21 protein-coding genes are annotated in these 21066 nt (G+C 64.9%); 8 read left to right on the top strand and 13 right to left on the bottom strand.

Going from position 1 to position 21066, the window contains the following annotated elements; translation table 11 throughout:
- The first annotated feature begins 19 nt into the window (after window positions 1-19).
- From LQ232_RS02160 to LQ232_RS02145, 4 genes are read left to right on the top strand one after another with little or no spacing between them, the layout of a single operon-like run.
- Complete coding sequence (locus LQ232_RS02160; RefSeq protein ID WP_230178413.1) at window positions 20-811, top strand: GNAT family N-acetyltransferase; 792 nt, start codon at window positions 20-22, stop codon at window positions 809-811.
- Window positions 811-2118 (top strand): DUF445 domain-containing protein, encoded by a 1308-nt coding sequence (locus tag LQ232_RS02155; protein ID WP_230178410.1) that lies wholly within the window; start codon window positions 811-813, stop codon window positions 2116-2118. The genes LQ232_RS02160 and LQ232_RS02155 overlap by 1 nt, the downstream gene beginning before the upstream one ends.
- 11 nt (window positions 2119-2129) lie before the next feature.
- The gene (locus tag LQ232_RS02150; RefSeq protein ID WP_230178407.1) at window positions 2130-3587 is read left to right on the top strand and encodes a TldD/PmbA family protein; all 1458 of its coding nucleotides are present in this window, start codon (window positions 2130-2132) and stop codon (window positions 3585-3587) included.
- A gap of 13 nt (window positions 3588-3600) precedes the next feature.
- The gene (locus LQ232_RS02145) at window positions 3601-4935 is read left to right on the top strand and encodes a metallopeptidase TldD-related protein (protein WP_230178405.1); all 1335 of its coding nucleotides are present in this window, start codon (window positions 3601-3603) and stop codon (window positions 4933-4935) included.
- A 12-nt stretch (window positions 4936-4947) separates the two neighbouring features.
- On the opposite strand, the gene LQ232_RS02140 is transcribed toward LQ232_RS02145, so the two are convergent.
- The 6 genes from LQ232_RS02140 to tesB all read right to left on the bottom strand — a co-directional run bounded on the left by LQ232_RS02140 (window position 4948) and on the right by tesB (window position 11220).
- A complete protein-coding gene (locus LQ232_RS02140) occupies window positions 4948-5157 on the bottom strand; it encodes a DUF3606 domain-containing protein (protein WP_230178403.1) in 210 nt (69 codons plus the stop codon).
- A complete protein-coding gene (locus LQ232_RS02135) occupies window positions 5124-6314 on the bottom strand; it encodes a M48 family metallopeptidase (RefSeq protein ID WP_230178401.1) in 1191 nt (396 codons plus the stop codon). Before LQ232_RS02135 ends, LQ232_RS02140 begins: the two co-directional genes overlap by 34 nt.
- A gap of 32 nt (window positions 6315-6346) precedes the next feature.
- Entirely contained in the window at window positions 6347-8287 is a 1941-nt protein-coding gene (locus tag LQ232_RS02130) for a bifunctional UDP-sugar hydrolase/5'-nucleotidase (RefSeq protein WP_230178399.1), read from the bottom strand.
- Window positions 8288-8324: 37 nt separating this feature from the next.
- Window positions 8325-8933 (bottom strand): PEP-CTERM sorting domain-containing protein, encoded by a 609-nt coding sequence (locus LQ232_RS02125; RefSeq protein WP_230178397.1) that lies wholly within the window; start codon window positions 8931-8933, stop codon window positions 8325-8327.
- Window positions 8934-8965: 32 nt separating this feature from the next.
- Window positions 8966-10234 carry a glycerophosphodiester phosphodiesterase gene (locus tag LQ232_RS02120; RefSeq protein ID WP_230178395.1) on the bottom strand — a complete coding sequence of 423 codons (1269 nt, stop codon included), beginning with the start codon at window positions 10232-10234 and terminating at the stop codon, window positions 8966-8968.
- A 113-nt stretch (window positions 10235-10347) separates the two neighbouring features.
- Complete coding sequence (tesB, locus tag LQ232_RS02115; RefSeq protein ID WP_230178393.1) at window positions 10348-11220, bottom strand: acyl-CoA thioesterase II; 873 nt, start codon at window positions 11218-11220, stop codon at window positions 10348-10350.
- A 180-nt stretch (window positions 11221-11400) separates the two neighbouring features.
- Between tesB and LQ232_RS02110 the strand changes: the two genes are divergently transcribed.
- Window positions 11401-13038 carry a GMC oxidoreductase gene (locus tag LQ232_RS02110; protein WP_230178391.1) on the top strand — a complete coding sequence of 546 codons (1638 nt, stop codon included), beginning with the start codon at window positions 11401-11403 and terminating at the stop codon, window positions 13036-13038.
- Between the two features lie 51 nt (window positions 13039-13089).
- Here LQ232_RS02110 and LQ232_RS02105 read toward each other — a convergent pair whose 3' ends face one another.
- The 3 genes from LQ232_RS02105 to LQ232_RS02095 all read right to left on the bottom strand — a co-directional run bounded on the left by LQ232_RS02105 (window position 13090) and on the right by LQ232_RS02095 (window position 15144).
- Window positions 13090-13662 (bottom strand): hypothetical protein, encoded by a 573-nt coding sequence (locus LQ232_RS02105; RefSeq protein ID WP_230178389.1) that lies wholly within the window; start codon window positions 13660-13662, stop codon window positions 13090-13092.
- The gene (locus tag LQ232_RS02100) at window positions 13659-14285 is read right to left on the bottom strand and encodes a hypothetical protein (protein ID WP_230178387.1); all 627 of its coding nucleotides are present in this window, start codon (window positions 14283-14285) and stop codon (window positions 13659-13661) included. The genes LQ232_RS02105 and LQ232_RS02100 overlap by 4 nt, the downstream gene beginning before the upstream one ends.
- A 124-nt stretch (window positions 14286-14409) precedes the next feature.
- Window positions 14410-15144, bottom strand: a complete 735-nt coding sequence (locus LQ232_RS02095) for an SDR family oxidoreductase (protein ID WP_230178385.1) — start codon at window positions 15142-15144, stop codon at window positions 14410-14412.
- A 92-nt stretch (window positions 15145-15236) separates the two neighbouring features.
- Here LQ232_RS02095 and LQ232_RS02090 point away from each other — a divergent pair, with 92 nt between their 5' ends.
- Together LQ232_RS02090 and map are read left to right on the top strand one after the other, a co-directional pair.
- The gene (locus LQ232_RS02090) at window positions 15237-15497 is read left to right on the top strand and encodes a ParD-like family protein (RefSeq protein ID WP_230178384.1); all 261 of its coding nucleotides are present in this window, start codon (window positions 15237-15239) and stop codon (window positions 15495-15497) included.
- On the top strand, window positions 15497-16279 hold the full coding sequence (map, locus tag LQ232_RS02085) for a type I methionyl aminopeptidase (protein ID WP_230178381.1): 783 nt from the start codon (window positions 15497-15499) through the stop codon (window positions 16277-16279). Before LQ232_RS02090 ends, map begins: the two co-directional genes overlap by 1 nt.
- Window positions 16280-16282: 3 nt before the next feature.
- On the opposite strand, the gene LQ232_RS02080 is transcribed toward map, so the two are convergent.
- A complete protein-coding gene (locus tag LQ232_RS02080; RefSeq protein WP_230178379.1) occupies window positions 16283-16762 on the bottom strand; it encodes a VOC family protein in 480 nt (159 codons plus the stop codon).
- A gap of 67 nt (window positions 16763-16829) precedes the next feature.
- The gene (locus tag LQ232_RS02075; RefSeq protein WP_230178377.1) at window positions 16830-17843 is read right to left on the bottom strand and encodes an AraC family transcriptional regulator; all 1014 of its coding nucleotides are present in this window, start codon (window positions 17841-17843) and stop codon (window positions 16830-16832) included.
- 115 nt (window positions 17844-17958) lie between these two features.
- Here LQ232_RS02075 and LQ232_RS02070 point away from each other — a divergent pair, with 115 nt between their 5' ends.
- A complete protein-coding gene (locus tag LQ232_RS02070; RefSeq protein ID WP_230178375.1) occupies window positions 17959-19452 on the top strand; it encodes an amidase family protein in 1494 nt (497 codons plus the stop codon).
- Between the two features lie 22 nt (window positions 19453-19474).
- Here the strand turns inward: LQ232_RS02070 and LQ232_RS02065 are convergent, their stop codons facing one another.
- Both LQ232_RS02065 and LQ232_RS02060 read right to left on the bottom strand, forming a co-directional pair.
- Entirely contained in the window at window positions 19475-20266 is a 792-nt protein-coding gene (locus tag LQ232_RS02065; RefSeq protein ID WP_230178373.1) for an SDR family NAD(P)-dependent oxidoreductase, read from the bottom strand.
- A 17-nt stretch (window positions 20267-20283) separates the two neighbouring features.
- The gene (locus LQ232_RS02060) at window positions 20284-21063 is read right to left on the bottom strand and encodes an SDR family oxidoreductase (protein ID WP_230178371.1); all 780 of its coding nucleotides are present in this window, start codon (window positions 21061-21063) and stop codon (window positions 20284-20286) included.
- Between the last annotated feature and the right edge of the window lie 3 nt (window positions 21064-21066).

The following is a 21066-nucleotide window of genomic DNA, read 5'->3' as shown; positions in this document are numbered from 1 at the left end:
AAATCAAGGAGAGTTCCCCATGCCCAAGCTTGCTGCTGCCCTGGAAAACCTGGCCGACATGAACCTCGCCGAAGTTGCCCGCATCCACCATCGCTGGCAACCCGCAGCCCGACTCGTCGAACAAGGCGGCTTGCTGTGCCACCAGGGCACGGTGCCCATCCCCGCGCCTTTTCAGAACTGCATGATGCGCACGGACAAAGCCTTGCCCGCCGGCGAAGCGATGGACCGCGCCGACGCTTTCTTTGGTGGCTCCAGCAACCCCTATGCCGTGCACACCTTTGGCCGCCGCGATGCGGACCTGGAACAGGTCTTGTCCGAGCGAGGCTTCATCCGCCAGACCGACCTGCCCGCCATGCTGGTCGACCAGCCGGTGTCCATGCCCACCATTGATGCGTCCTGGCGCCTGACGCTGGCCCGATCAGAAGACGACATCACCGCCTTCATCCATGTCAGTGCGCAAGCCTATGAATCGCTGGGGCTGCCCAGCTTTCTCACGCCGTCTTACTTCGTCAAACGAGACGGACTGATGGATCCACAGGTGTCCATCGTGATCGCGCGTGGTCAGGATGGCACGCCCACCGCCGCCGCCATGGCCCTGCACACGGGCGAGATGGGTGGGCTGTACTGGGTGGGCACGCTGCCCCAAGGACGCGGCGCCGGCCTGGCCGCCGCTTGCACGGCCATGGCCACCAACCTGGCCTTTGATCGCGGCGCGCGTGCCGTGACCTTGCAGGCCTCGCACATGGGCGAAGCCATCTACCGGCGCTTGGGCTACCGCGAATACGGGCGCACCGCCCGGTGGAGCCGCTGATGGCGTCCACCCGCTCGGACGCCGCCGAAGACCCACGCGCCGGGCCGCTCCGGCGCATGCAGGCCCTGGCGCTGGGTTTGCTGTTGCTGGCCATCGCCGGCCTGGCGCTCAGCCAATGGATGGGCGGGCAGGGTCCGTGGGCCTGGAGCAAGGCCTTCTGCGAGGCCGCAGCCGTGGGTGCCCTGGCCGACTGGTTCGCGGTGGTCGCCCTGTTCAGGCGGCCCCTGGGCTTGCCCATCCCCCACACGGCCATCATTCCTACCAGCAAGGGCCGCATCGCCGACAGCCTGGCCGCGTTCGTGCGCGACCATTTCCTGGACCCGGCAACGCTGCTCTCCAAGCTGTCGGTGCTCGACCCCGCCGCTCGCCTGGGACAGTGGATCAGCCAGCCAGACAATGCCCGCCAGCTCAGCGGATCGGCCCGCGCCATCGCGCTGGAGGCACTCGACCTGCTGGACGAAAGTGCGGTGCGACACGCGATCCACCAGTTTGTGGTGGCCAAGGTGCGCAGCTGGAATGCGGCCTCTTTGGGCGGGGATGTGCTGGGCCTGCTCACCAAGGATGGCCGCCACCACGAACTGCTGGACGCCGCCCTGCTGAACCTGGGCAACTACCTGGACAACCCGGAAACGCGGCAAAAGCTCTCGGGGCTGATGGTCAAGCATGCCCGCAGCGAATGGCCCAAGATCATCAAGGCCGTCAACATCATCAAGTCGGTCGATGACCTGGGTGACAACCTGGCCGACCGGCTCGCCGTGGCCATCATCAGCGAGATGCGCGAAGTGATGTCCGATGCCCGACACCCGGTTCGCCTTCAGTACGAAGACTGGCTGCAAGGCTTCATCGAACGCCTGCGAAGCGACCCGGCGCTGGTCGACCGCGTCAACGACATCAAGATGAAAATCATCGACCACCCAGCGGTGCAAGACTACGTCAACGGCCTGTGGGCCGAGATCCACGCGGCGCTCAAGCGGGACCTGTCCCAAGAGACCTCGGCCATCGCACGCCACCTTGAACGAGGCCTGCTGCGCATCGGCCAGAAATTGGCCGAGGACCGCGATTTGCGCGAAGCCATCAACACCCACGTGCTCTCGGCCGCCGATAAACTGGCCGGCACCTTGCGCACCACCCTGACCGCCCACATCGCCACCACCGTCAAGGGCTGGGACGAGCGCCAGCTGGTCGAGCAGGTCGAGCTGAGCGTGGGCCACGACCTGCAGTTCATCCGCATCAATGGCACCGTGGTCGGCGGCCTGGTGGGGCTGGCCCTGCACGCGCTGATGACGCTCTTGCTGCCCATCACATGAGGAACTGACCTATGCTGGACCAACTCTCAACCCACGCCCACCAGGCCGCGCCAGCGGGTATCGACCACTGGGCCGTGCGGGGCGTGAGCGAACGCAGCCAGCGCCTGCTGGTCAGGCAGGACATCGCCCAGTCGCCCGCCGTGGCGCGCGACGAAGGCGCCATGGTGACCGTGATCGCAGGCCGTGGGCTCGGCTACGCGGGCACCAGCGACACCTCGGTGGCCGGACTGAAAGCGGCCTTTGCCCGCGCGCGCGACCTGGCCCAGGCCACCACGGGCCACACGGTGTTCGACCCGAGCCAGTTGCGCATGCCCCGGCCGCAAGGCCGCTACGACAGCGTGGTGGCGCAAGACAGCGGGCAGATGAGCCTGGCCGACAAGATCGACCTGCTGCGCGCCGCCAGCGCCGCCACCCGCGTGGACGAGCGCATCGTCGACTGGCAAGCCAGCTTGTGGACGGTGCAGGTGGACCAGTTGCACCTCACCAGCGATGGCGCCCACGCCGAACAGCATTGGCAGATGCTGACCCCATCCATCCAGGCCACGGCGCAGTTCCAGGGCGTGACGCAAACGCGGTCCTCGGCGGGGCAATACAACGGCTTTTGCCAGCAAGGCGGCCTGGAAGTGATCGACCGGTCGGGCTTTCGCACCGACGGCCCGCGCGTGGCGCAACAGGCCATCGAACTGACACTGGCCCCCACCTGCCCCAGCGGCCCCATGGACCTGGTCCTCATGCCCGATCAGATGATGTTGCAGATCCACGAGTCCATCGGCCACCCGCTGGAGCTGGACCGCATCCTGGGTGACGAGCGCAACTTCGCGGGCACCAGCTTCGTCACGCTCGACATGTTCGGTCACTACCGCTATGGCAGCGACTTGCTCAATGTGTCGCACGACCCGCACCAGGCGCACGAGTTCGCTGGCTTCGCCTTTGACGATGATGGCACCGGCGCGCAACGCCAGCGCATCATCGAGCGCGGCATCCTCAAGCAACCCCTGGGCGGCACCATCTCGCAATCGCGGGCACGAGCGCTGGGTTTTGAGCTGGGCGGCCTGGCCACCACCCGCGCTTCCTCGTGGAACCGCGCGCCCATTGACCGCATGAGCAACCTCAACGTCGAGCCCGGTGACGCCAGCCTGGCCCAGATCATCGCCTCGGTAGACCAGGGCGTGCTGATGCACACCAACTGCTCCTGGAGCATCGACGACTCGCGCAACAAGTTCCAGTTCGGCTGCGAGTACGGCCAAATGATCCGCCATGGTCAACTGGCCGAAGTGGTGCGCAACCCCAACTACCGCGGCGTGTCGGCCACGTTCTGGCGCTCGCTGGCCATGGTGGGCGATGCCAGCACCTTCCAGGTCATGGGCACGCCGTTCTGCGGCAAGGGCGAGCCCTCCCAGATCATCCGCGTGGGCCACGCTGCCCCCGTGTGCAAGTTCACCAACGTCGCGGTTTTCGGCGGCGCCTGATGAGAACATTCCCATGAACCTGACCGATCGCCACTACATCAACGCGCTGGCCGATGCCGTGCTCGCCGCCACGCCCGCAGGCCTTGAAAGCACCCTGCACGTGGCCGCCGAGGACAGCACCTTCCTCCGCTTCAACCATGCCAAGGTGCGGCAAGCCACCCAGGTCAGCCAAGCCTATGCCACCTTGACCCTGAGCCACAACGCGCGCTGCGCCGAGAGCACCGTGAGCCTGACGGGTGACGTGAAAGGTGACACGGCCCGCTTGCTGGCCACCCAGACCGAGTTGCAGCAAGACCTGCCCTCTCTGCCGCAAGACCCTCACCTGCTGCGGCCCGACAAGGTGGTCGACACCTGCCGTGATGAACCCGGCACGCTGCCCAGCGCCAGTGAGGTGATCGAGGCCGTGACCACGAGCGCGCAGGGCCTGGACCTGGTGGGCCTTCTGGCCAGCGGCCCGTTGGTGCGCGCTTATGCCGACAGCCGTGGGCAACGCAATTGGCACCGCGTGGACACCTTCAGCTTCGACTGGTGCCTCTACCATTCCACCGACAAGGCCGTCAAAGCGGTGCACGCGGGCCAGCACTGGTCTCGTGATGCCTGGGCAAGCCAACTTGCGCAAGGCGCGGCGCAAGTGCCGCTGCTGGGCCTGCCGGCCAAGACTTTGCCACCGGGCCGCTACCGCGCCTACTTCGCCCCCTCGGCCGTGTCGGACCTGCTGGGCACCTTGGCCTGGGGCGGCTTCAGCCAAAAGGAACAAGCCGTGGGCACCTCACCGCTCATGCGCCTGCTGCGTGGCGAGGCCGCCTTGCAGGTCAGCGTGCAGCTGGCAGAAGACACCGGCCGCAGCATCGCGCCCGCCTTCACGCCCGAGGGCTTCACCGGGCCCGCGGCCGTGCCACTGATCGTGAACGGCCACCATGCCCACAGCCTGTGTTCACCTCGCTCGGCCCGCGAGTTTGGCCTGCCCACCAACGGCGCGCTGGCCAGCGAGAACCCGCAGGCCCTGAGCCTGGCCGCCGGCACCCTGCCCGAAGCCGAAGTGCTCAAGGCCCTGGGCACCGGCCTGTACATCAGCAACCTGCATTACCTGAACTACAGCGACCGCCCACACTGCCGTGTCACCGGCATGACCCGTTTCGCCTGCTTCTGGGTGGAGCAGGGTGAGCTCGTGGCCCCGCTGCAGGTGATGCGCTTTGACGACGACCTGCTGGACCTGCTCGGCCCAAGGCTGATCGCGCTGACCGAGCGGGCCGAACTGCACCAGGACACCAGCACCTATGGCCAGCGGCAGTTGGGATCGATCACCACGCCGGGCATCCTGGTCGATGGTTTTGAATTGACCTTGTGAAGAACAAGGCGGCTAAGACGAGGCCCCGAGCGGAAGCTTCACCTGATCGCTGTTGGTGGAAGCGCGGCTGCCTTTCAAATACAACTCGACATCTTCGGGGTGGTCACCCACAGCGGCCACGGCGTCGCGGATTTGTTGCGACGTGACATTCAATTTTTCTGCCCAGGTTGTCAATGCCTGGTCACTGTTCACATCGATGCGTTCAAGGGTTTGGTTGGACATGGGTTGCTCCCGCCGGTTGAGGTCAGTCCGACCGGCAAATGGCATGCCCGCGTCTCGCTCACCAGCAACTGCAAGCTGCTCTTCATCGCACGCTCGTACAACTCATCGGCCGCGCGTGGAGACGGCCGAGGCTCCACCGTCTGAGCGCCAAAGCGCTCACCGAATCGTTGGCGCAAGGTGCTCACCGGGAGCATCTGGTCGGCGCCTTGGCCCATGGCCAGTCCCACCAAACGCCCGCCCTGGTCATACACCGGCCCGCCGCGCGGACCCGCGCCGGGCAGCTCGACCCCAAGGCGCCGCAGACCCTCCACCGCGCCAGACACCGGCGTCCCCAGAAAACCCGCCCGCATCACGGGCCAGGCAGGCAAACCGCTTGGATTGGTGGGGTAGTCGAGAGCAAAGGCGGGCGAACCCGGGAAGGCGTCTCGCGGCGGTACCTGCTCACCGCCTGCCACTGGCAATGCTTGCGACAAACTCAGCAACACCAGCCCCAAGGACTCATCCTGCTGGTCCACCACCGCCGCCACCGTGCGGCCCAAACCATTGCGCACCCAGATCGACCCCACTGGCGGCAACGCAGCGCGCGGTGCCAACGCATGCCGCCCATCCGCCAGCAGCAAGGCGGTGCCAGCGGCGCGCGCACCGGGGCTCACGGCCACACCCGTGGTGAAAGGGGCCAGGCGGGCGGGTAGCGACAGCAAGGCGCCGTCCGCCACCAGCGCACCGGTCCGAAAACGCTGCCGCACGGCCTTCACCATGGGGTGGTCAAGCGCGCTGGCCTCGGCCTGCTGGAGCGTCTGCTCGGCCACGGCGACCTGGCCCCCCAGGTTCAGCAGCCAAGCGTAAAACACCCGGCCCTCCACCTCGTCCGCATGCACGCCCGCTGTGTGCGCCGCGAAGGCCAGCGCGGGCCGGTATTCTCCGGCTTGCAGGTGCGTGCGCAAGAGGCCCAACTCGATGTGCGCGTCGTGAACCTGCAGCGCGGCTTGCTCAAAACCCTGCCGCGCGGCCTCCACGTCACCCGCTTGGAGGCCGCGCTCGGCCTCGGCCAGCAGTTGCTGCCGTTCGGCCAGCGACTGGGGGGTGCTGCCCGCCTCATGGTGATCATGGGCCGCAGGACCTGCCAACGCCGCACAGGCCGCCACACTCAAGGCCAACCCCCACGCCAGGGGACAGCACCGGGGCGTGGTCACTGCCGGGTGATCCGGGGCTTGGCCAGCACGGCGCTCAAGGGGTTGTAAGCCGGGCCCGGGCTCTTGAAGGCGGTCAGGTAAGCCGTCAAGGCATCAATGTCCTGGGCGCCGCCCAACTGCGCCGTGCCGCCCTGGAACACGCTGTAGCCATCACCCCCGGTGGCCATGAAGTTGTTCACGGTCACGCGGTAAGTCTTGGTGGGGCTGTGCACCACACCGCCCTGCACCAAGACCTCGGTGGGCCCGGTGACCACGGGCGGGGCCACGGTCACATCGGTGGGCGTGAGCGTGACCTCGGTGATGCGGGTGCCGCAGGTGCCGGCCGAGTTCCAGGTGTACTTCAGGCCGTTGGAGACCTGCATGATGCGAGTGGCCGTCTGCCCGTTGCAACCGCTGAACTGCTGTTCCAGCACATCCTTGATCTGCTGCGCCGTCAGCGTCAACGTCACCAGGCTGTTGCCAAAAGGTTGGGCGGTGAAGGCATCGCCGTAGGTGAGGTTGTAGGGATAGGTCCCGGCCACATTGATGAAGCCAGGGTTGCGAACGCCACCCGCGTTCATGAAGGCCATCACCGCGCCGCCCAGGCTGGCGGGCTGCGTTGCGGCGAGTTGGGCATCGGCGATCAGGTCACCGGCTTCCATCTCACCGGCAGCATTCGCGCCGTTGGTCATGGGGGCGGTGATGGTCGCGATGACGGCATTGGCCAGGGGTGACGCGGCGGCCTTGTAGGCATTCACCACGTCCTTGACCTCAGGCTTGGCCGCGATGGCATTGACAATCGCGGCATCGGTGCGGTCCACCAGCACATTGCGGGGGCTCACGGCAACGATGTCGCGCGTGGCCGGGTTGAGGGTCACGTCCACTTCGGTCAAGACCCGGCCAAAGGCGCTGGAGCTGGTCACGGGCACCAGGCGGCCCACCTTGTTCGGCAAGCCGGCCGTGCGGGCGGTGGTGACGGCATTGCTCAGCGAAGTGCCGCGCACATCCACCGTGTTGGCGGAGCAGTTGTAGGCCGCGTGCGTGTGGCCGCTGATCACCAGGTCCACCGCGTTGTCCAGGCGCTTGACGATGGCGCGCAGATCGGAGTCGCTGCCATCGCTGTTCTTCAGATCGCCGGTGCAACCGTTGATGTCGCTGGTGATGGCTTGGTTGGGCACACCGGTGATCTGGTTCTGGAAGCCGCCCTGGTGCAACAGCACCACGATGGCTTCGATGCCCTGGGCGCGCAAGCGAGGGACCAGGGCGTTGACGGTGTCGGCCTCGTCCTGAAAGCTCAAGCCGGCCACGCCGGTGGGCGTGACGATGCCGGGCGTGCCCTTGAGCGTCATGCCGATGAAGGCGACTTTCACGCCGTTGAACGTCTTCACACCATAGGCAGGCAGCAGGGGCTTGCCCGTAGTGGTGTCCACCACGTTGGCCGACAGCCACTTGAACTTGGCGCCATCGAAGCTGCCGGGGGCGGCCGAACCGAAGCCCTTGCAGCTGTTGGCCTCTTGCACCGTGCCATTGAACTTGCAGCCCCCGTTTTGCAGCCGCTTGAGTTCATCCTTGCCCTTGTCGAACTCGTGGTTACCCACCGCGTTGAACTCCACGCCGATCTTGTTGAGCGTTTCCACGGCAGGCTCGTCAAAGAACAAGGCCGAGATCAGAGGCGTGGCGCCAATGTAGTCACCCGCGCCCACGACGACGTTCAAGGGGTTGGCGGCTTTCATGCGCGCCACGTAGGCCGCCAGGAACTCGGCCCCACCAACGGCCGGACGGCTGGCCGCGGGCACCAAGGTGTTGGCGCCAAAGGTGCCAGGCGTTTCCAGGTTGCCATGGTAATCATTGAAGCCAATGATCTTGACGGCGAAGGGCGACTTGGGGGCGGTGGTCTGGGCGATGCCACAGGCCGAGAATGCCAGCGCCAGGCTGGCGCACAAGGTGCGAACGAACATGTGAACTCCCGATTGGATGTGGATCAGCGCGAACGGATCAGCGCAAGAAGCCGCGGCGCGACAAGACCAGCCAGGCCAGGCCCAGCACGGCGAGCACCAGGGTCGAGGGCTCGGGAACGGCGCTCACGCTCAGCTTGAGGGCGCCCGAGGTGGCATTGATCGGGCTCAAGCCACCTTCGCCATCGTCGATCATCAGGGACTGCGCCAGCGCACCGCTGATGCTGTAATGGCCTGCCCCCAGGGTGAACACGCCCCGGCTGAAAGCGCTGTTCAGCAAGGCGGCATCATGGTCATCGCCGAGGTCGGGCGCGCTGCCGTAAAGCTGAATCGGCACGCTGCTGGTGGCACCCAGCAGGCTGCCATGGTTGAACACATGGAAGACATCGCCCGCCAGCGCGGCATCGATCACCGTCAACTGCCCAACGAAGCCCGCGTCGATGGTGAAGGTGAAGTCCAGCGCCGTGCCGTAGCCCGGTGTGTTGGTGTCAGCGTTGTCGATCCATTCGTTGCCACCAGACAGGGCTGAGAAGCTGTCGACACCGAATGCCTGCCATTGGCCATCGGCGGCCAAGGGCATCGAGGTGGCATGCGCGGCCATGGTCAAGGTGGCCAGCGCAGCCAGCAAGGCTGATTTGAGGAATGACATGACAGGCTCCTGGTTGAAAGGCTTGACCCGCATCAGAACAAGCCGGCATGACGTGTTGATGGATCGAGCATGGTCCGATCGACCTCGCCACACTTGCGCTTGCGGTAGCCACAGCCCACCACCGCCAAGCCCGCCAGGCACAACAAGGTGGTCCCGGGCTCTGGCACGGCCGAACGCGCAGCCACGCCCGTCGCCGTGTAATCGGTGAACACGCCGTCAACGCCCAGCTTCAGGTAGGCAGCGATCTCCTGGGCAGGGTCCGTGAAACCGTACTTGCCGGCGTCATCCCGGAAGGTGTAGGCATGCACCAGCAAGCCCGCCTCGTGGGCCGCTTCGATCACGCCGGTGCTGCCATCGACACGCCGGTCAGCTGCGGTGATCACGCCATCGCCATCGCGGTCCACGCCATCGTCAACCGTCTTCAGCAAATAGGGCTTCCAAGGGCCAATGCCGTCCGCGTAGGTGGCGATCTCGGCCAACCCCGCCTTCGTGAGCAGGTCAGCGAAGGTACGGGGGTCACCGTCCAGCACGAAGTCGTAGGGCTGCGCGTAAGGCGGCACCAGGCTCAGTGAGCCATCCGGCTTGACGTCATCGGCATCGATCAGCTGCACCAGGCGGATGTCGGTGCGGCCATTGAGGTACTTCAGGTTGCTGACCTCGAACGACTGGATGAACACAGGTGCCGCGGCACTGTTGCCATAGGCCGCATGCAGGGCGCTGACCAGCTTGTCTTCAATCACCTTGGCACCAAAGATGGAGGCATGGAAGGCGGAATGCTTGATTTCGGGGTAGATGCCGATGGAACGCCCCGTCTGCACGGACTGGGCCTTGGCCAGGTTCACCACTTCCTGCAGGGTGGGAATCTCGTACAGGCCATTGAAGCTCTGATCGCGCGAAGCACGGGGCTGGATGGTGCGCAGCGTTTTGATCTCGGCCAGGGTGAAGTCGCTGGCGAAGTAGGCCTTGGTCGACACGCCATCCAGCACGCGGGTGGATTGGCGGTCCGCGCCAAACTTGCTGGCCACGTCCGTGGTGCCATCCAGGATGGGCTCGTGGCGGGCGATCATGACGCCGTCCTTGGTCAGCACCACATCCGGCTCGATGTAATCGGCGCCTTGCTCGATGGCCTTGGTGTAGGCGGCCAAGGTGTGCTCGGGCAGCAGGCCACTGGCACCCCGGTGCGCGATGATGATGGGGGCTGCACCGGTCAAGGTGCTCCAGGTGGTTTGCGCCTGAGCAGGGCCGATGCCTGCCGCCATGGCCAGTGCGGCCACCAGTGTTGGCTTGAAGAAAATATTCATCCTGCTGACTCCATCAAAGCAAGCGCCGGGTGGCGGATTGGGCTTTTATAGAGAGGCCAGATGTCAAACCTTTGACAGTGGCCGCAGCAGGGTCAAGCGTTGCCTCAACGCAGTCAGTACTTCTCGGGCACTTCCCGCAAACGCATCAATCCTTCTTGCGCCACTGTGGCGACCAGTGCGCCAGCCTGGGTGAAGATGCGCCCGAAGTTCATGCCCCGCGAGGCCGACGCGTTGGGCGCGTCCATGTCGTAGAGCAGCCACTCGTCCACCCGGAAATCACGGTGGAACCACATCGCGTGATCCAGGCTGGCCGACTGCATGTTCGATTGAACATACGACACGCCGTGGGGCAGCATGGCGGTGCTCATCAACACGAAATCCGAAGCAAAGGCCAGGATGCACATGTGCAGCAAAGGGTCGTCGGGCAGCTTGCTCTGCGCCTTCATCCAGTGGCGGCGTTGCGGCTCTTTCTTGACGGGCGCGAAAGGGTTGACCGGATCGATGGGGCGGATCTCGATGGGCCGCTCGCGCTCGAACACGGCGCGGATCTTCTCGGGGATCATGGGCGCGATCATCTTGCGCAACTCGTGCTCGCTGGGGATGCCCTCCGGCCCCTCGACCTGGGGCATGGGCATCTGGTGCTCCAGCCCATCCTCGTGCACCGCGAACGATGCGGACATGAGGAAGATGTTCTCGCCGTGCTGGATGCCCTTCACGTTGCGCGTGCAAAAGCTCTTGCCATCGCGGATGTTCTCCACTTGGTAGACGATGGGCGCCGTGACATCGCCCGCGCGCAGAAAGTAGCCGTGCATGGAATGGGGCAGCCTGCCTTCCACGGTGCGCCCGGCGGCCATCAGGGCTTGCCCCAGCACCTGGCCACCAAACACATTCTTGCCAAAGAAGTTGCGGCTGGTGCCGCGGTAAATGCCCTGCTCGATGGTTTCCAGATCCAGCAGGTCCAGCACTTCTTGCATCACGTTGCTCATGTCGCGTCCTCTTGTGAAGTCGGCCTGATTATCGTATCGGCCAAGGGAAACCCCCAAGCACCCTGCAGACCGGGGACAGGGTTTCCCTGATCGATCAAGCCAACACTTGGCCGCGCCGGCTATTGAGCCCTCGGCCGCCTTGACCAAGAATCGGCCAACACATGGACCTTTAGGATTGAGATGAACAGATTGAATCGGCGGAAATTCCTGGGCGGCGCGGCGGCCGCGGTGGCTGGCGCTTCACTGCCGGCCTCGGCCAATGCCAGCATCCCGGTGACGACGTCGCAAGAACGCGTGGTGGTGATCGGCTCCGGTTTCGGCGGTGGCGTTTCGGCGCTGCGCCTGGCCCAGGCGGGCATCAAGGTGCTGGTGCTGGAGCGTGGCCGTTGGTGGAAAACGGGCCCCAATGCAGAAACCTTTCCCCATGCCACCACGCTGGACAAGCGCGACCTTTTCTACACCGCCTGGCCGGAAGTGAATGGCAAGCGCATCGGCTGGAATCCTTATGCAGGCTTGCTGGAGCCCTTCGTGGGCCAGGGCATCATCGCGGTCACCCCGGCGGGCGTTGGCGGCGGCTCGCTGATGTACCAGGGCATGACGCTGCAACCCTCGGAAAGCCTGTTCAAGGCCTGCTTTCCATCGATCGACTACGCGGAGATGGCGTCCGTCTTCTACCCACGCGTGGCCCAGATGCTGCAACTGCAGACCGCGCCCGATGCGCTGATCAACAGCCCTAACTACCAGGCTGCACGCCTGTTCGCCGCCAAGACCCAGGCCGCAGGTTATGACCTGCAGAAGATCCCGATGCCGATCGACTGGAACTACGCGCTGGCCGAGTTGCGCGGTGAGATGAAGCCCTCGTACAGCAATGGGGACGGCGCACTTGGCGTCAACAACGGCGGCAAGCATTCGGTGGACGTGACCTACATCGAGCAGGCCATCGCCACCGGCAACGTCACCGTCTCGGCATTGCACAACGTCACCAGCATTGCCCGCGCGCGCAATGGCGCCTGGACCATTTATGCCGACCGCACCGACGAGTCGGGCACAGTGCTGGAGCGCAAGGTCATTACCGCCAAGAGCCTGATCCTGTCCGCCGGCACCATCAACACCTCGAAACTGCTGGTGCGTGCCAAGGCCCGCGGTGACATCACCGGCTTGCCAGACGGCGTTGGGCAAGGCTACGGCACCAACGCCGATCAGATCTACGTCTGGTCGAACGACAACGAAGACTTCGGCACCGTGCAGGGTGGCCCGGTCGTTTACGGCAGCAAGGAGTGGAATGACACCAGCCAGCCCGCCAACACGGTGATCCAGGCATCTTTGCCCCCGCCCAGCCAGAGCAGCACGTCCAGTTCGATGCCGCTCGCGATGCTGCCTTCGGCCAACGCGGTGTCAAGCGCCACCTCGGAAACAACGCACTCGACCATGCTCGTGGGTTACGGCATGAGCAACGGGCGTGGCAAGTTCGTCTACAACTGGCTGACCGACAAGGTGGAATTGAAATGGCCTTCGGGCGGTGACGCCGCGACCAACAAGCGCATCAAGGAACGGATCACCGCCATCGCTGGCCCGGGCGCCAAGTTGATCAACACCAATGATTTGATCAACACCACCTGGCACTCGCTGGGCGGCGCGTGCATCGGTGTGGTCTGCGACCAGGAAGGGCGGGTCAAGGGCCAGCGCGGACTGTATGTGCTGGACGGCGCCCTGATGCCGGGAGCCACCTGCGCCTGCAACCCCTCGATGACGATCGCGGCCGTGGTGGAGCGGGCGCTTGACCGGATCGTGCGCAACGACATCGGCACGATCATCTGACAGGGTTCAGCCTGGCGGGATGAAAAAAGGGGCCCGAGGGCCCCTTTCTCATCACTTCGTTTGGCAACGCTGCTTGAAGTCCGCGTCCCGCAACAGCTTGCCGGCCAGCTCGGGATAGAGCGCCGTGTATTGGTTGAAGGCGGCCGGCACGGCCACTGCGGCCATGAAGGACGACTCCCACTGAGCCGTGGCCGTCAGCTCCTTGTCCAAACAAACAGCCCCGGTTTTGGTCACCACGAAACGGGCACCCAAGGTGGCGGTTCCGGTGGACATCCCCGCATCCAAGTCGCTCTTCGTGAGTTCACCGGTGATGCTGATGGCCGAGGCCTCGTCCAGCTTGTTGCCGGCGCGCAGTTCCGTGATCAGCACGTCGCGCAGATAACCAGAGAAGCTTTGACCACTGGGCGCGCTCAGGGTGTTGGAACCACGGACAGAGATGCCCTGGTCAACGCTGGGGCTCAGGCCTGCCGCGAGCTTGAAGCTGCCCACCTTGACGGACTCAGGCAGTTGCTTGGCGGTATTCACATTGGCCACGGTGGGCTGCGGAGCAGGCACAGTGATGTTGGCGCAACCAACTGCCGACAAGGCGGCCGCGGTGATGAAGGTGATCTTGATGAATTTCATGGGGTGGCTTGGAATTGTGGGTTATTGGAAAGCTTCACGAGGAGCGTCTTGATGCCTTGGCGAACCATGGTCGTGACGGCTTCGTTGATGCCTGACATCTTGGTCGCAGCCGCTTCGGGCCCATTGCTGGCACCAATCGACGTGTAGATGGCGTGATTCGCTTTGGCTTGGATCTTGGGGCTGTTGTCCGAGCGTGTGTATTGCAGGTCGCAAACGTAGCCGTCGCCAACCGTGCTGCCTGCCAGGCCCAGCGTCAGGCCGGTCATGATGCCCTTGCTGACCGCGTCGTCACTCAAGGGAACGTTGTTGATCGTGAGTTGCAGGACACCGGCATCGGGGGCGGCCGTCTCCCTGATTTCACTGAAAAGCCCGCTTTGCTTGACCAGGTCGGTCACCTGGCCTTTCAGCTGCTGCGTGGCTTGCGCATTGGCAGTTCCCTTGGTCTGGAAGCTGAAAAACAATTGCACGGGTTTGGGTGACGCAGGCTGGGTGATTTGGGCGGTGTCTGCCGCCCTCAAGCCATTGTCGACGTAGAAGTTGGCGCAGCCTGCAAACAGGGTACTGGCTGCGGCCAGCACGGACAAGGCCGCCCATCGCAGCGGCCGATGATTGATTCGAATCACGAAATCCTCCCAAACTACTCGAAGTGCGCGCATGCATTGATCATGCGCACGCGGATGCGCCGGCCAAGCCAGCGCAGGCAGGATTATCACTCAGGCCTTGGCACATGGCGCGCCCAAGAACGCCTCACCAGGGCAGCGTTTTTCCCAGGTGCGTGAACGTGCCGCTAGGCCCGTCATCGTTCAGCAGCGCCATCTGCACACTGCTCTTGGCGCCGTCGCTGGCCGGCAACTCGCCCGCCCCGCCGTTCATGTCGGTCTGCACATAGCCAGGGTGGATCGCGTTGACTTTGACGGGCGTTCCGCCAAGCTCGTGGGCCAGGTGGACGGTCCATGAGTTGACGACGCTTTTCGAGGCATCGTAGGCCGGGATCTTGAAGCCGTAGATGGGCGATTGGGGATCGGTGTGCAAACCGAAAGAACCCAGCTGGCTGGACACGTTGACGATGCGGGCAGCCGGCGCGGCGCGGAGCAAGGGCAACAGCGCCTGCGTGACTTCGACCACCGCGAACACATTCGTGTCGAATGTCTCCCGCCAGCAGGCCAGCGTTTGCTGCGATGGCTTGAGCGCCACATCGTCCAGCAACACGCCAGCGTTGTTGACCAGGATGTCCAGGCGTCCAAAGCGGCTTTGGATGTCGGCGGCCAATTGGGCGATGTGGGCAGCATTGGTGACGTCCAGCGTCACCGGCTCCACCGACAGGCCTTGCGATTTGAGCTGCTCGGCCGCCTTTGTGGCACTGGCCAGGCTGCGCCCTGCCAGCAACACCAGTACCCCGGCCTGGGCAAGCTGGCGGCAGGTTTCAAAACCGATGCCGCGGGTGGCACCGGTCACCAAAGCGATTTTTTGCGGTGTGTTCATGGCGCCATTGAACGCCGTTTCCATAGCCCTGGGGTTTTCTGTGGGCATCCACAACATGTATGATTCATATACGTTTCATACAAAGGCTATCCATGGGCATCGTCAAGATTTCAGACCTCATGCACGAGAACCTGCGCGTGGCAGGCAACGCCCTCAGCCGGTCGATCAATGCCCAGGCCGAGCACTGGATGCGGGTCGGCATGCTGACCGAGATGCACCCCGAGCTGGACCACCGCGACATCTGCCAGTTGCTGATACGGGCTGAACTCAACGGGGGCCTGGACATCACCGCGGCGGCCACGGCACCGGCCAACAAGCGCCACGCCACCGCATCCTCCACCCGGAAGCAGTGATGGCCCGCGGCGTTCCCATCAGGTCCCCGCAAGAGATCGACATGGCGCGCCAGGCCGGCCGGCTGGCCGCCGAGGTGCTGGACATGATCGCGCACCATGTGGTGCCCGGCGTGAGCACGGAAGCGCTTGACCAGATCTGCCATGACCACATCGTGAAGGTCCAGGGCACCATCCCGGCCAATGTGGGTTACCTGGGCTACCCCAAGACCATCCTCACCTCGGTCAACGAGGTGGTGTGCCATGGCATCCCCTCACCCGGCAAGATCTTGAAGAAGGGTGACATCGTCAACATCGATGTCGCCGTCATCAAGGATGGCTGGTTTGGCGACACCAGCCGCATGTACTTCGTCGGCGCCCCCAGTGCGCTGGCCCGGCGCCTGGTCGAGACCACCCGCGAGGCCTTGCTGGCCGGCATGGCGCAGGTCAAGCCGGGCGCCACTTTGGGTGATGTGGGCCATGCCATCCAGTCGGTGGCCCAACGCGAGCATTTCAGCGTGGTGCGCGAGTACTGCGGGCATGGCATCGGGCAGGTGTACCACGATGAGCCGCAAGTGCTGCACTATGGGCGGCGCGGCGAAGGGCTCAAGCTCGAGGTAGGCATGGTGTTCACGATCGAGCCGATGCTCAACGCCGGCCGACGCGAGACCCGGCAATTGGCCGATGGGTGGACCGTGGTCACAAAAGACCGGTCGCTCTCTGCCCAATGGGAGCACATGGTGGCCGTCACGCCCCAGGGCCACGAGGTGCTGACCGCCTGGCCCGTGGCCAACTGGACCAATTGAGGCTCAGCCGCGCAAGGCAGCTTCAATCTTGGCGATGTCGATCTTGCCCATCTCCATCATGGCGTTGAACGCGCGCTGCGCGGCCGCCTGGTCGGGGTTGGTGACCGCGTCCAACAACACACGGGGCGTGATCTGCCATGACAAGCCCCATTTGTCCTTGCACCAACCACAGGCGCTTTCCTGACCGCCATTGCCCACGATGGCGTTCCACAGCCGGTCGGTTTCGGCCTGGTCCTCGGTCGTGACCTGGAACGAAAAAGCCTCATCGTGCTTGAACTGCGGCCCGCCGTTCAGCCCCACGCAGGGGATGCCCATCACCGTGAATTCAACCGTCAGGACATTGCCCCTCTTGCCATCGGGATAGTCACCCGGCGCGTGGTGCACGGCGGTCACGGCGGTGTCGGGAAAGGTCTCGGCATAAAAGGTCGCGGCGTCCAGAGCGGTGCCGTCGTACCAGAGGCAAACTGTGTTCTTGCTGGCCATGGTCTTCTCCTGGTTTGGATAGGGTTTGGCAAGCATATGAGAATCTGCAGCCGCGGTCATCTCTCGGTCATCTCTGACTCAACCTGTAGCTGCTGGGCACCTCGCCCGTCCATGCCTTGAAAGCCCGGGCAAAGTTGGCTGCGTGCCGATAACCCAATCGTTCGGCAATGTGCTGCACCTCCAGGTGGGGCTGCATCAGCAGCGCCTTGGCATCCCTGGCGCGGGCCAGGTTCAACAGTTCAAGATAGCTGACCCTCTCATCACTCAGGCGCCGCCGCAAGGTGCGCGAGGACAGGCCCAACGCCTGCGCCACGCTGTCCAGGCTGGGGTAACCGCCATCGCCCAGGGCCAGCAGTTGCTGCACCAAGTTGGCCATCCCCGCGCTGGCCTGCAACTGCCGCGCCATCTCCTCCTCGCATTGCGCGATGGCCTGGCGCAAGCTCACCGGGTTGGCCATGGGCAAGGGCTGGTCCAGCCGTGAGGCATCGATGCGCAGTTGCGTGGCCGGCATGCCATAGCGCACATCGCCCAGCCGGCGCCGGGCCTGCTGCGCATAAGGCGGAGGCGCAAAATCAAACCACACTTCGCAGGGCAGGGCCGTCACGCCAATCAATGCCATGGTGCTTCGGTACAGGCTGGTGACCACCGTCTCCAGCACCATGGGCCGAACCGCAGCCGGCACCAGCACAGGCAAGGTGTTGAACTCCAGCACGCGCAGGCCGGGCTCCACGCGCACCGCGAAGGTGATGCCAATGCCGTAGATGGGCCAGTACTTCTCGGCCAGTGCCAGCGCATCACGCACGGTGGCCGATGACAGGATGGCCGTGCCCAGCGCGCCAAAGGCCGTGGGCGGTAATCGCCAACCCATCTCGATGCCGATCCCGATGTCGCCCACGGTGTCCCGCACGGCCAGCAACAAACGTTCGTACTGCGCCGTGCTGATGCCACCCGCCGCGTTCACCTCGCGCGACGTGAGCCCGGCTTTGCGCAGCACATCGAGAACCGAGAAGCCCAGCTCGGACACCAGCTCCAGGTAGGTTTGCGGAAGCACGCGGGGCAACGATGGTGGGAGATGGTCCATGCAGGAAGCATAGCCGGGCCTTGGCCAAAGATGATTGGTGACTTGCCCGGGAAGGATGCGTGGCCACGACGCAGCCGCCCCACAATCACCGCACCCTTTAGCCGGAGACGCCCCCTTGAACTCCCCTGCCCTGTGCGATCTCAGCGCCAGCCAAGCCCTGGCGCAGCTGCGCGCCCAAGAGATCAGCTCGCGCGAACTGCTGGAAGCCTGCATGGCCCGTGTTGATGCCCTCAACCCCCAGCTGAACGCGGTGATCGCCCACCACCGCGAGGCCGCCCGCGCCCTTGCCGATCAGGCTGACCAGGCCATGCGCCGGGGGGAAAACTGGGGCCCGCTGCATGGCCTGCCCATGACCTTGAAAGACGCCTGGGAAGTGCCCGGCATGCCCTGCGTTGGCGGCGCACCGGAATACCGGGATCACCGGCCGCAGCAAGCCGGGCCCACCATCCAACGCGTGCTGGATGCCGGCGCCATCGCCTTCGGCAAAACCAATGTGCCCTACAAGTCGCTGGATGTGCAGACCTACAACCCGGTCTTCGGCACCACCCACAACCCGTGGGATGTGCGCAAGACCTGCGGCGGCTCATCGGGCGGCGCTGCCGTGGCCTTGGCCACTGGCATGACGCCATTGGAGATCGGCAGTGACATCGGCGGCTCCATCCGCATCCCAGCGCACTTCTGCGGCGTGTATGGCCACAAGTCCACCCACGGCACCCTGTCAATGCGCGGCCACATCCCCGGCGATCCAGGCAGCCTGAGCGAGCCTCCCTTGGGGGTGGCTGGCCCCATGGCCCGCACGGCCGAAGACTTGCAATTGCTGTTCGACCTGCTCGTGGGCTCGACGCCCACGATGCCCTCCGGCTGGACCGCCCACCTGCCGCAGCCCCGCCACGAGCGCATCGATCAATACCGCGTGCTGATGTGGGTGGACGACCCGGATTGCCCGATTGATGCGGGCATGGCTGACCTGTACCGGCAGCTGGGCCAATCCCTGAAGGCCGCTGGCGTGCACGTGGACGTGGGCAGCCCACTGGGCCTGGGCCTCAAGGACATCTACCCTTTGTACTTCCAACAAATGGGCAGCGTGATGGGTGCATGGCTGAGGCCGGACGAACGCCGCGCCAAGGGCATGGTGGCGCCTCTGGGTGCGGCCACGGCGCCCTTCATGCGGGCCTTGGGCAAGCTGGTGAGCCTGCCCCACAGCGTGGGTGAGTTCGTCAAGGGCATGACCGGGGGACTGGGCGACTGGTTCAACGTGGTGGAAGAAAGCAACCGCCTGCGCGAAACCTTCATCACCGTGTTCAATCGCTACGACGTGCTCCTGATGCCCCCCACCTACACGCCGGCCTTCACACACGACCATGGCTTCATGGCCACCCGGCAGATCAAGGTGAACGGCGCACGCCGTCACTACTCCGATCTGTTCATGTGGATCGCGCCGGCCACTTTGATGGGCTTGCCCGCCACCAGCGCCCCCTTGGGACAGACAGCGGCGGGCTTGCCAGTGAACGTGCAGATCATGGGGGCACCCTACGAAGATCGCGTGACGTTGCACTTTGCCAAGTTGCTGGCCAAGGTGATGGGCGGGTTTGTGAAGCCTGAGGCCTAGGCAAGCCCATCGCGGCTCCTCGTCAAAACGCGCTCTTGATCAGCCCCCCATCCACGCGAAGGGCCGCGCCGGTGGTCGCCGAGGCAAGCGGGCTGGCCACATAGGCCACGAGCGAGGCCACTTCCTGCGGCGACGCGAAGCGCTTGATCAGCGAGGTGGGGCGCACGTGCTCGAAGAACTCGGCCTCGACCTGCTCGAAGCTCTTGTCGCTGGCCCGTGCCATGTCTTTGACAAAGTCGCCCACGCCACGCGACTTGGTGGGGCCCGGCAATACGCTGTTGACGGTGATGCCTGTGCCGGCGACCGATTCCGCCAGGCCGCGTGACACGGCGAGCTGCGCGGTCTTAGTCATGCCGTAATGAATCATCTCGGTCGGGATCTGCACCGCGCTTTCGCTGGAGATGAAGATGATCCGCCCCCAGTCCGCGCGCTTCATGTCGGGCAGCACCAGGCGCGCCAGGCGCACGCCGCTGAGGACATTGACGTCAAAAAAACGTTGCCAATCTTCGTCGGGGATGTCCTCGAAAGCCTTGGGTTCGAAGATGCCCAGGTTGTTGACGAGGATGTTGATGCCTGGAAAGCGCCGCACGGTTTCCTCCGCGGCTTCAGCCTTGCTCAGGTCGGCCGCATGGCCGTGCACGGTGCCCTGCGTTTCGGCGCGAATGCGCTCCACCGCCTCGTCAACAGCCGCCTGTGTGCGACCGTTGACGATGACGGCGGCGCCCTCCTGGGCCAAGGTCCGCGCAATCGCGTAGCCGATGCCGGCTGTGCTGCCGCTGACCAAAGCCAGCTTGCCATTGAGTTGAAGGTCCATGTCGATGCTCCTCGTGTTCAGGCTGCAAAGCCGCCGTCGATCAGCAAATCAGCGCCCGTGACGAACGCCGCCTCCGGGCCAGCCAGATAAGCCACCATACCAGCGATCTCATCGGCCTTGCCGTGGCGTGGGATGGCCATCAGGCCGTGCATCGTGGCGGCAAAGTCGCCAGTTTCAGGGTTCATGTCGGTGTCGACCGGGCCAGGCGCCACGTTGTTGACGGTGATGCCACGCGGCCCGAGGTCACGGGCCAGGCCCTTGACCAGACCCACGAGGGCGGACTTGCTCATCGCATAGGGGGCGCCGCCGGCAAATGGCATGCGCTGCGCATTGGTGCTGCCGATGTTGATGATGCGGCCGCCTTCCTTCATGTGCCTGGCAGCGGCTTGCGAGGCCACGAACACGGACCGGATGTTGACGGCCACGGTGCGGTCGAAGTCTTCCAAGGTGAACTGATCCAGCGGGGCCAGGGCCAGCACGCCGGCGCTGTTGACGAGAATGTCCAGGCGGCCGAAGCGGGCAGCGACGCCATCAATGGCGCTGGTCAGCGCGGCAGCATCGAAGGCATCGGCCTTGACGGCGATGGCGTTGCCGCCATTGGCCTTGATTTCTTCGACGAGCGCTTCGGCCGCGATGGCCGAGGTGGCATAGCCAATGGCGACACTGGCGCCGTCGCGGGCCAGGCGGCGCGCAGAGGCGGCGCCGATGCCGCGCGAGCCGCCATGGATGAAGGCGACCTTGCCGGCGAGGGGCTTGGCGGCAGTGGCGGAGGTGGTGTTGATGGTGGTGGTGCTCATGGC

The organism is Aquabacterium sp. CECT 9606, assembly GCF_918741295.1.
Lineage (GTDB): Bacteria > Pseudomonadota > Gammaproteobacteria > Burkholderiales > Burkholderiaceae_C > Aquabacterium.
Note: the sequence above shows the minus strand (reverse complement) of the source record. Positions and strands in the feature narration are given on the sequence as shown.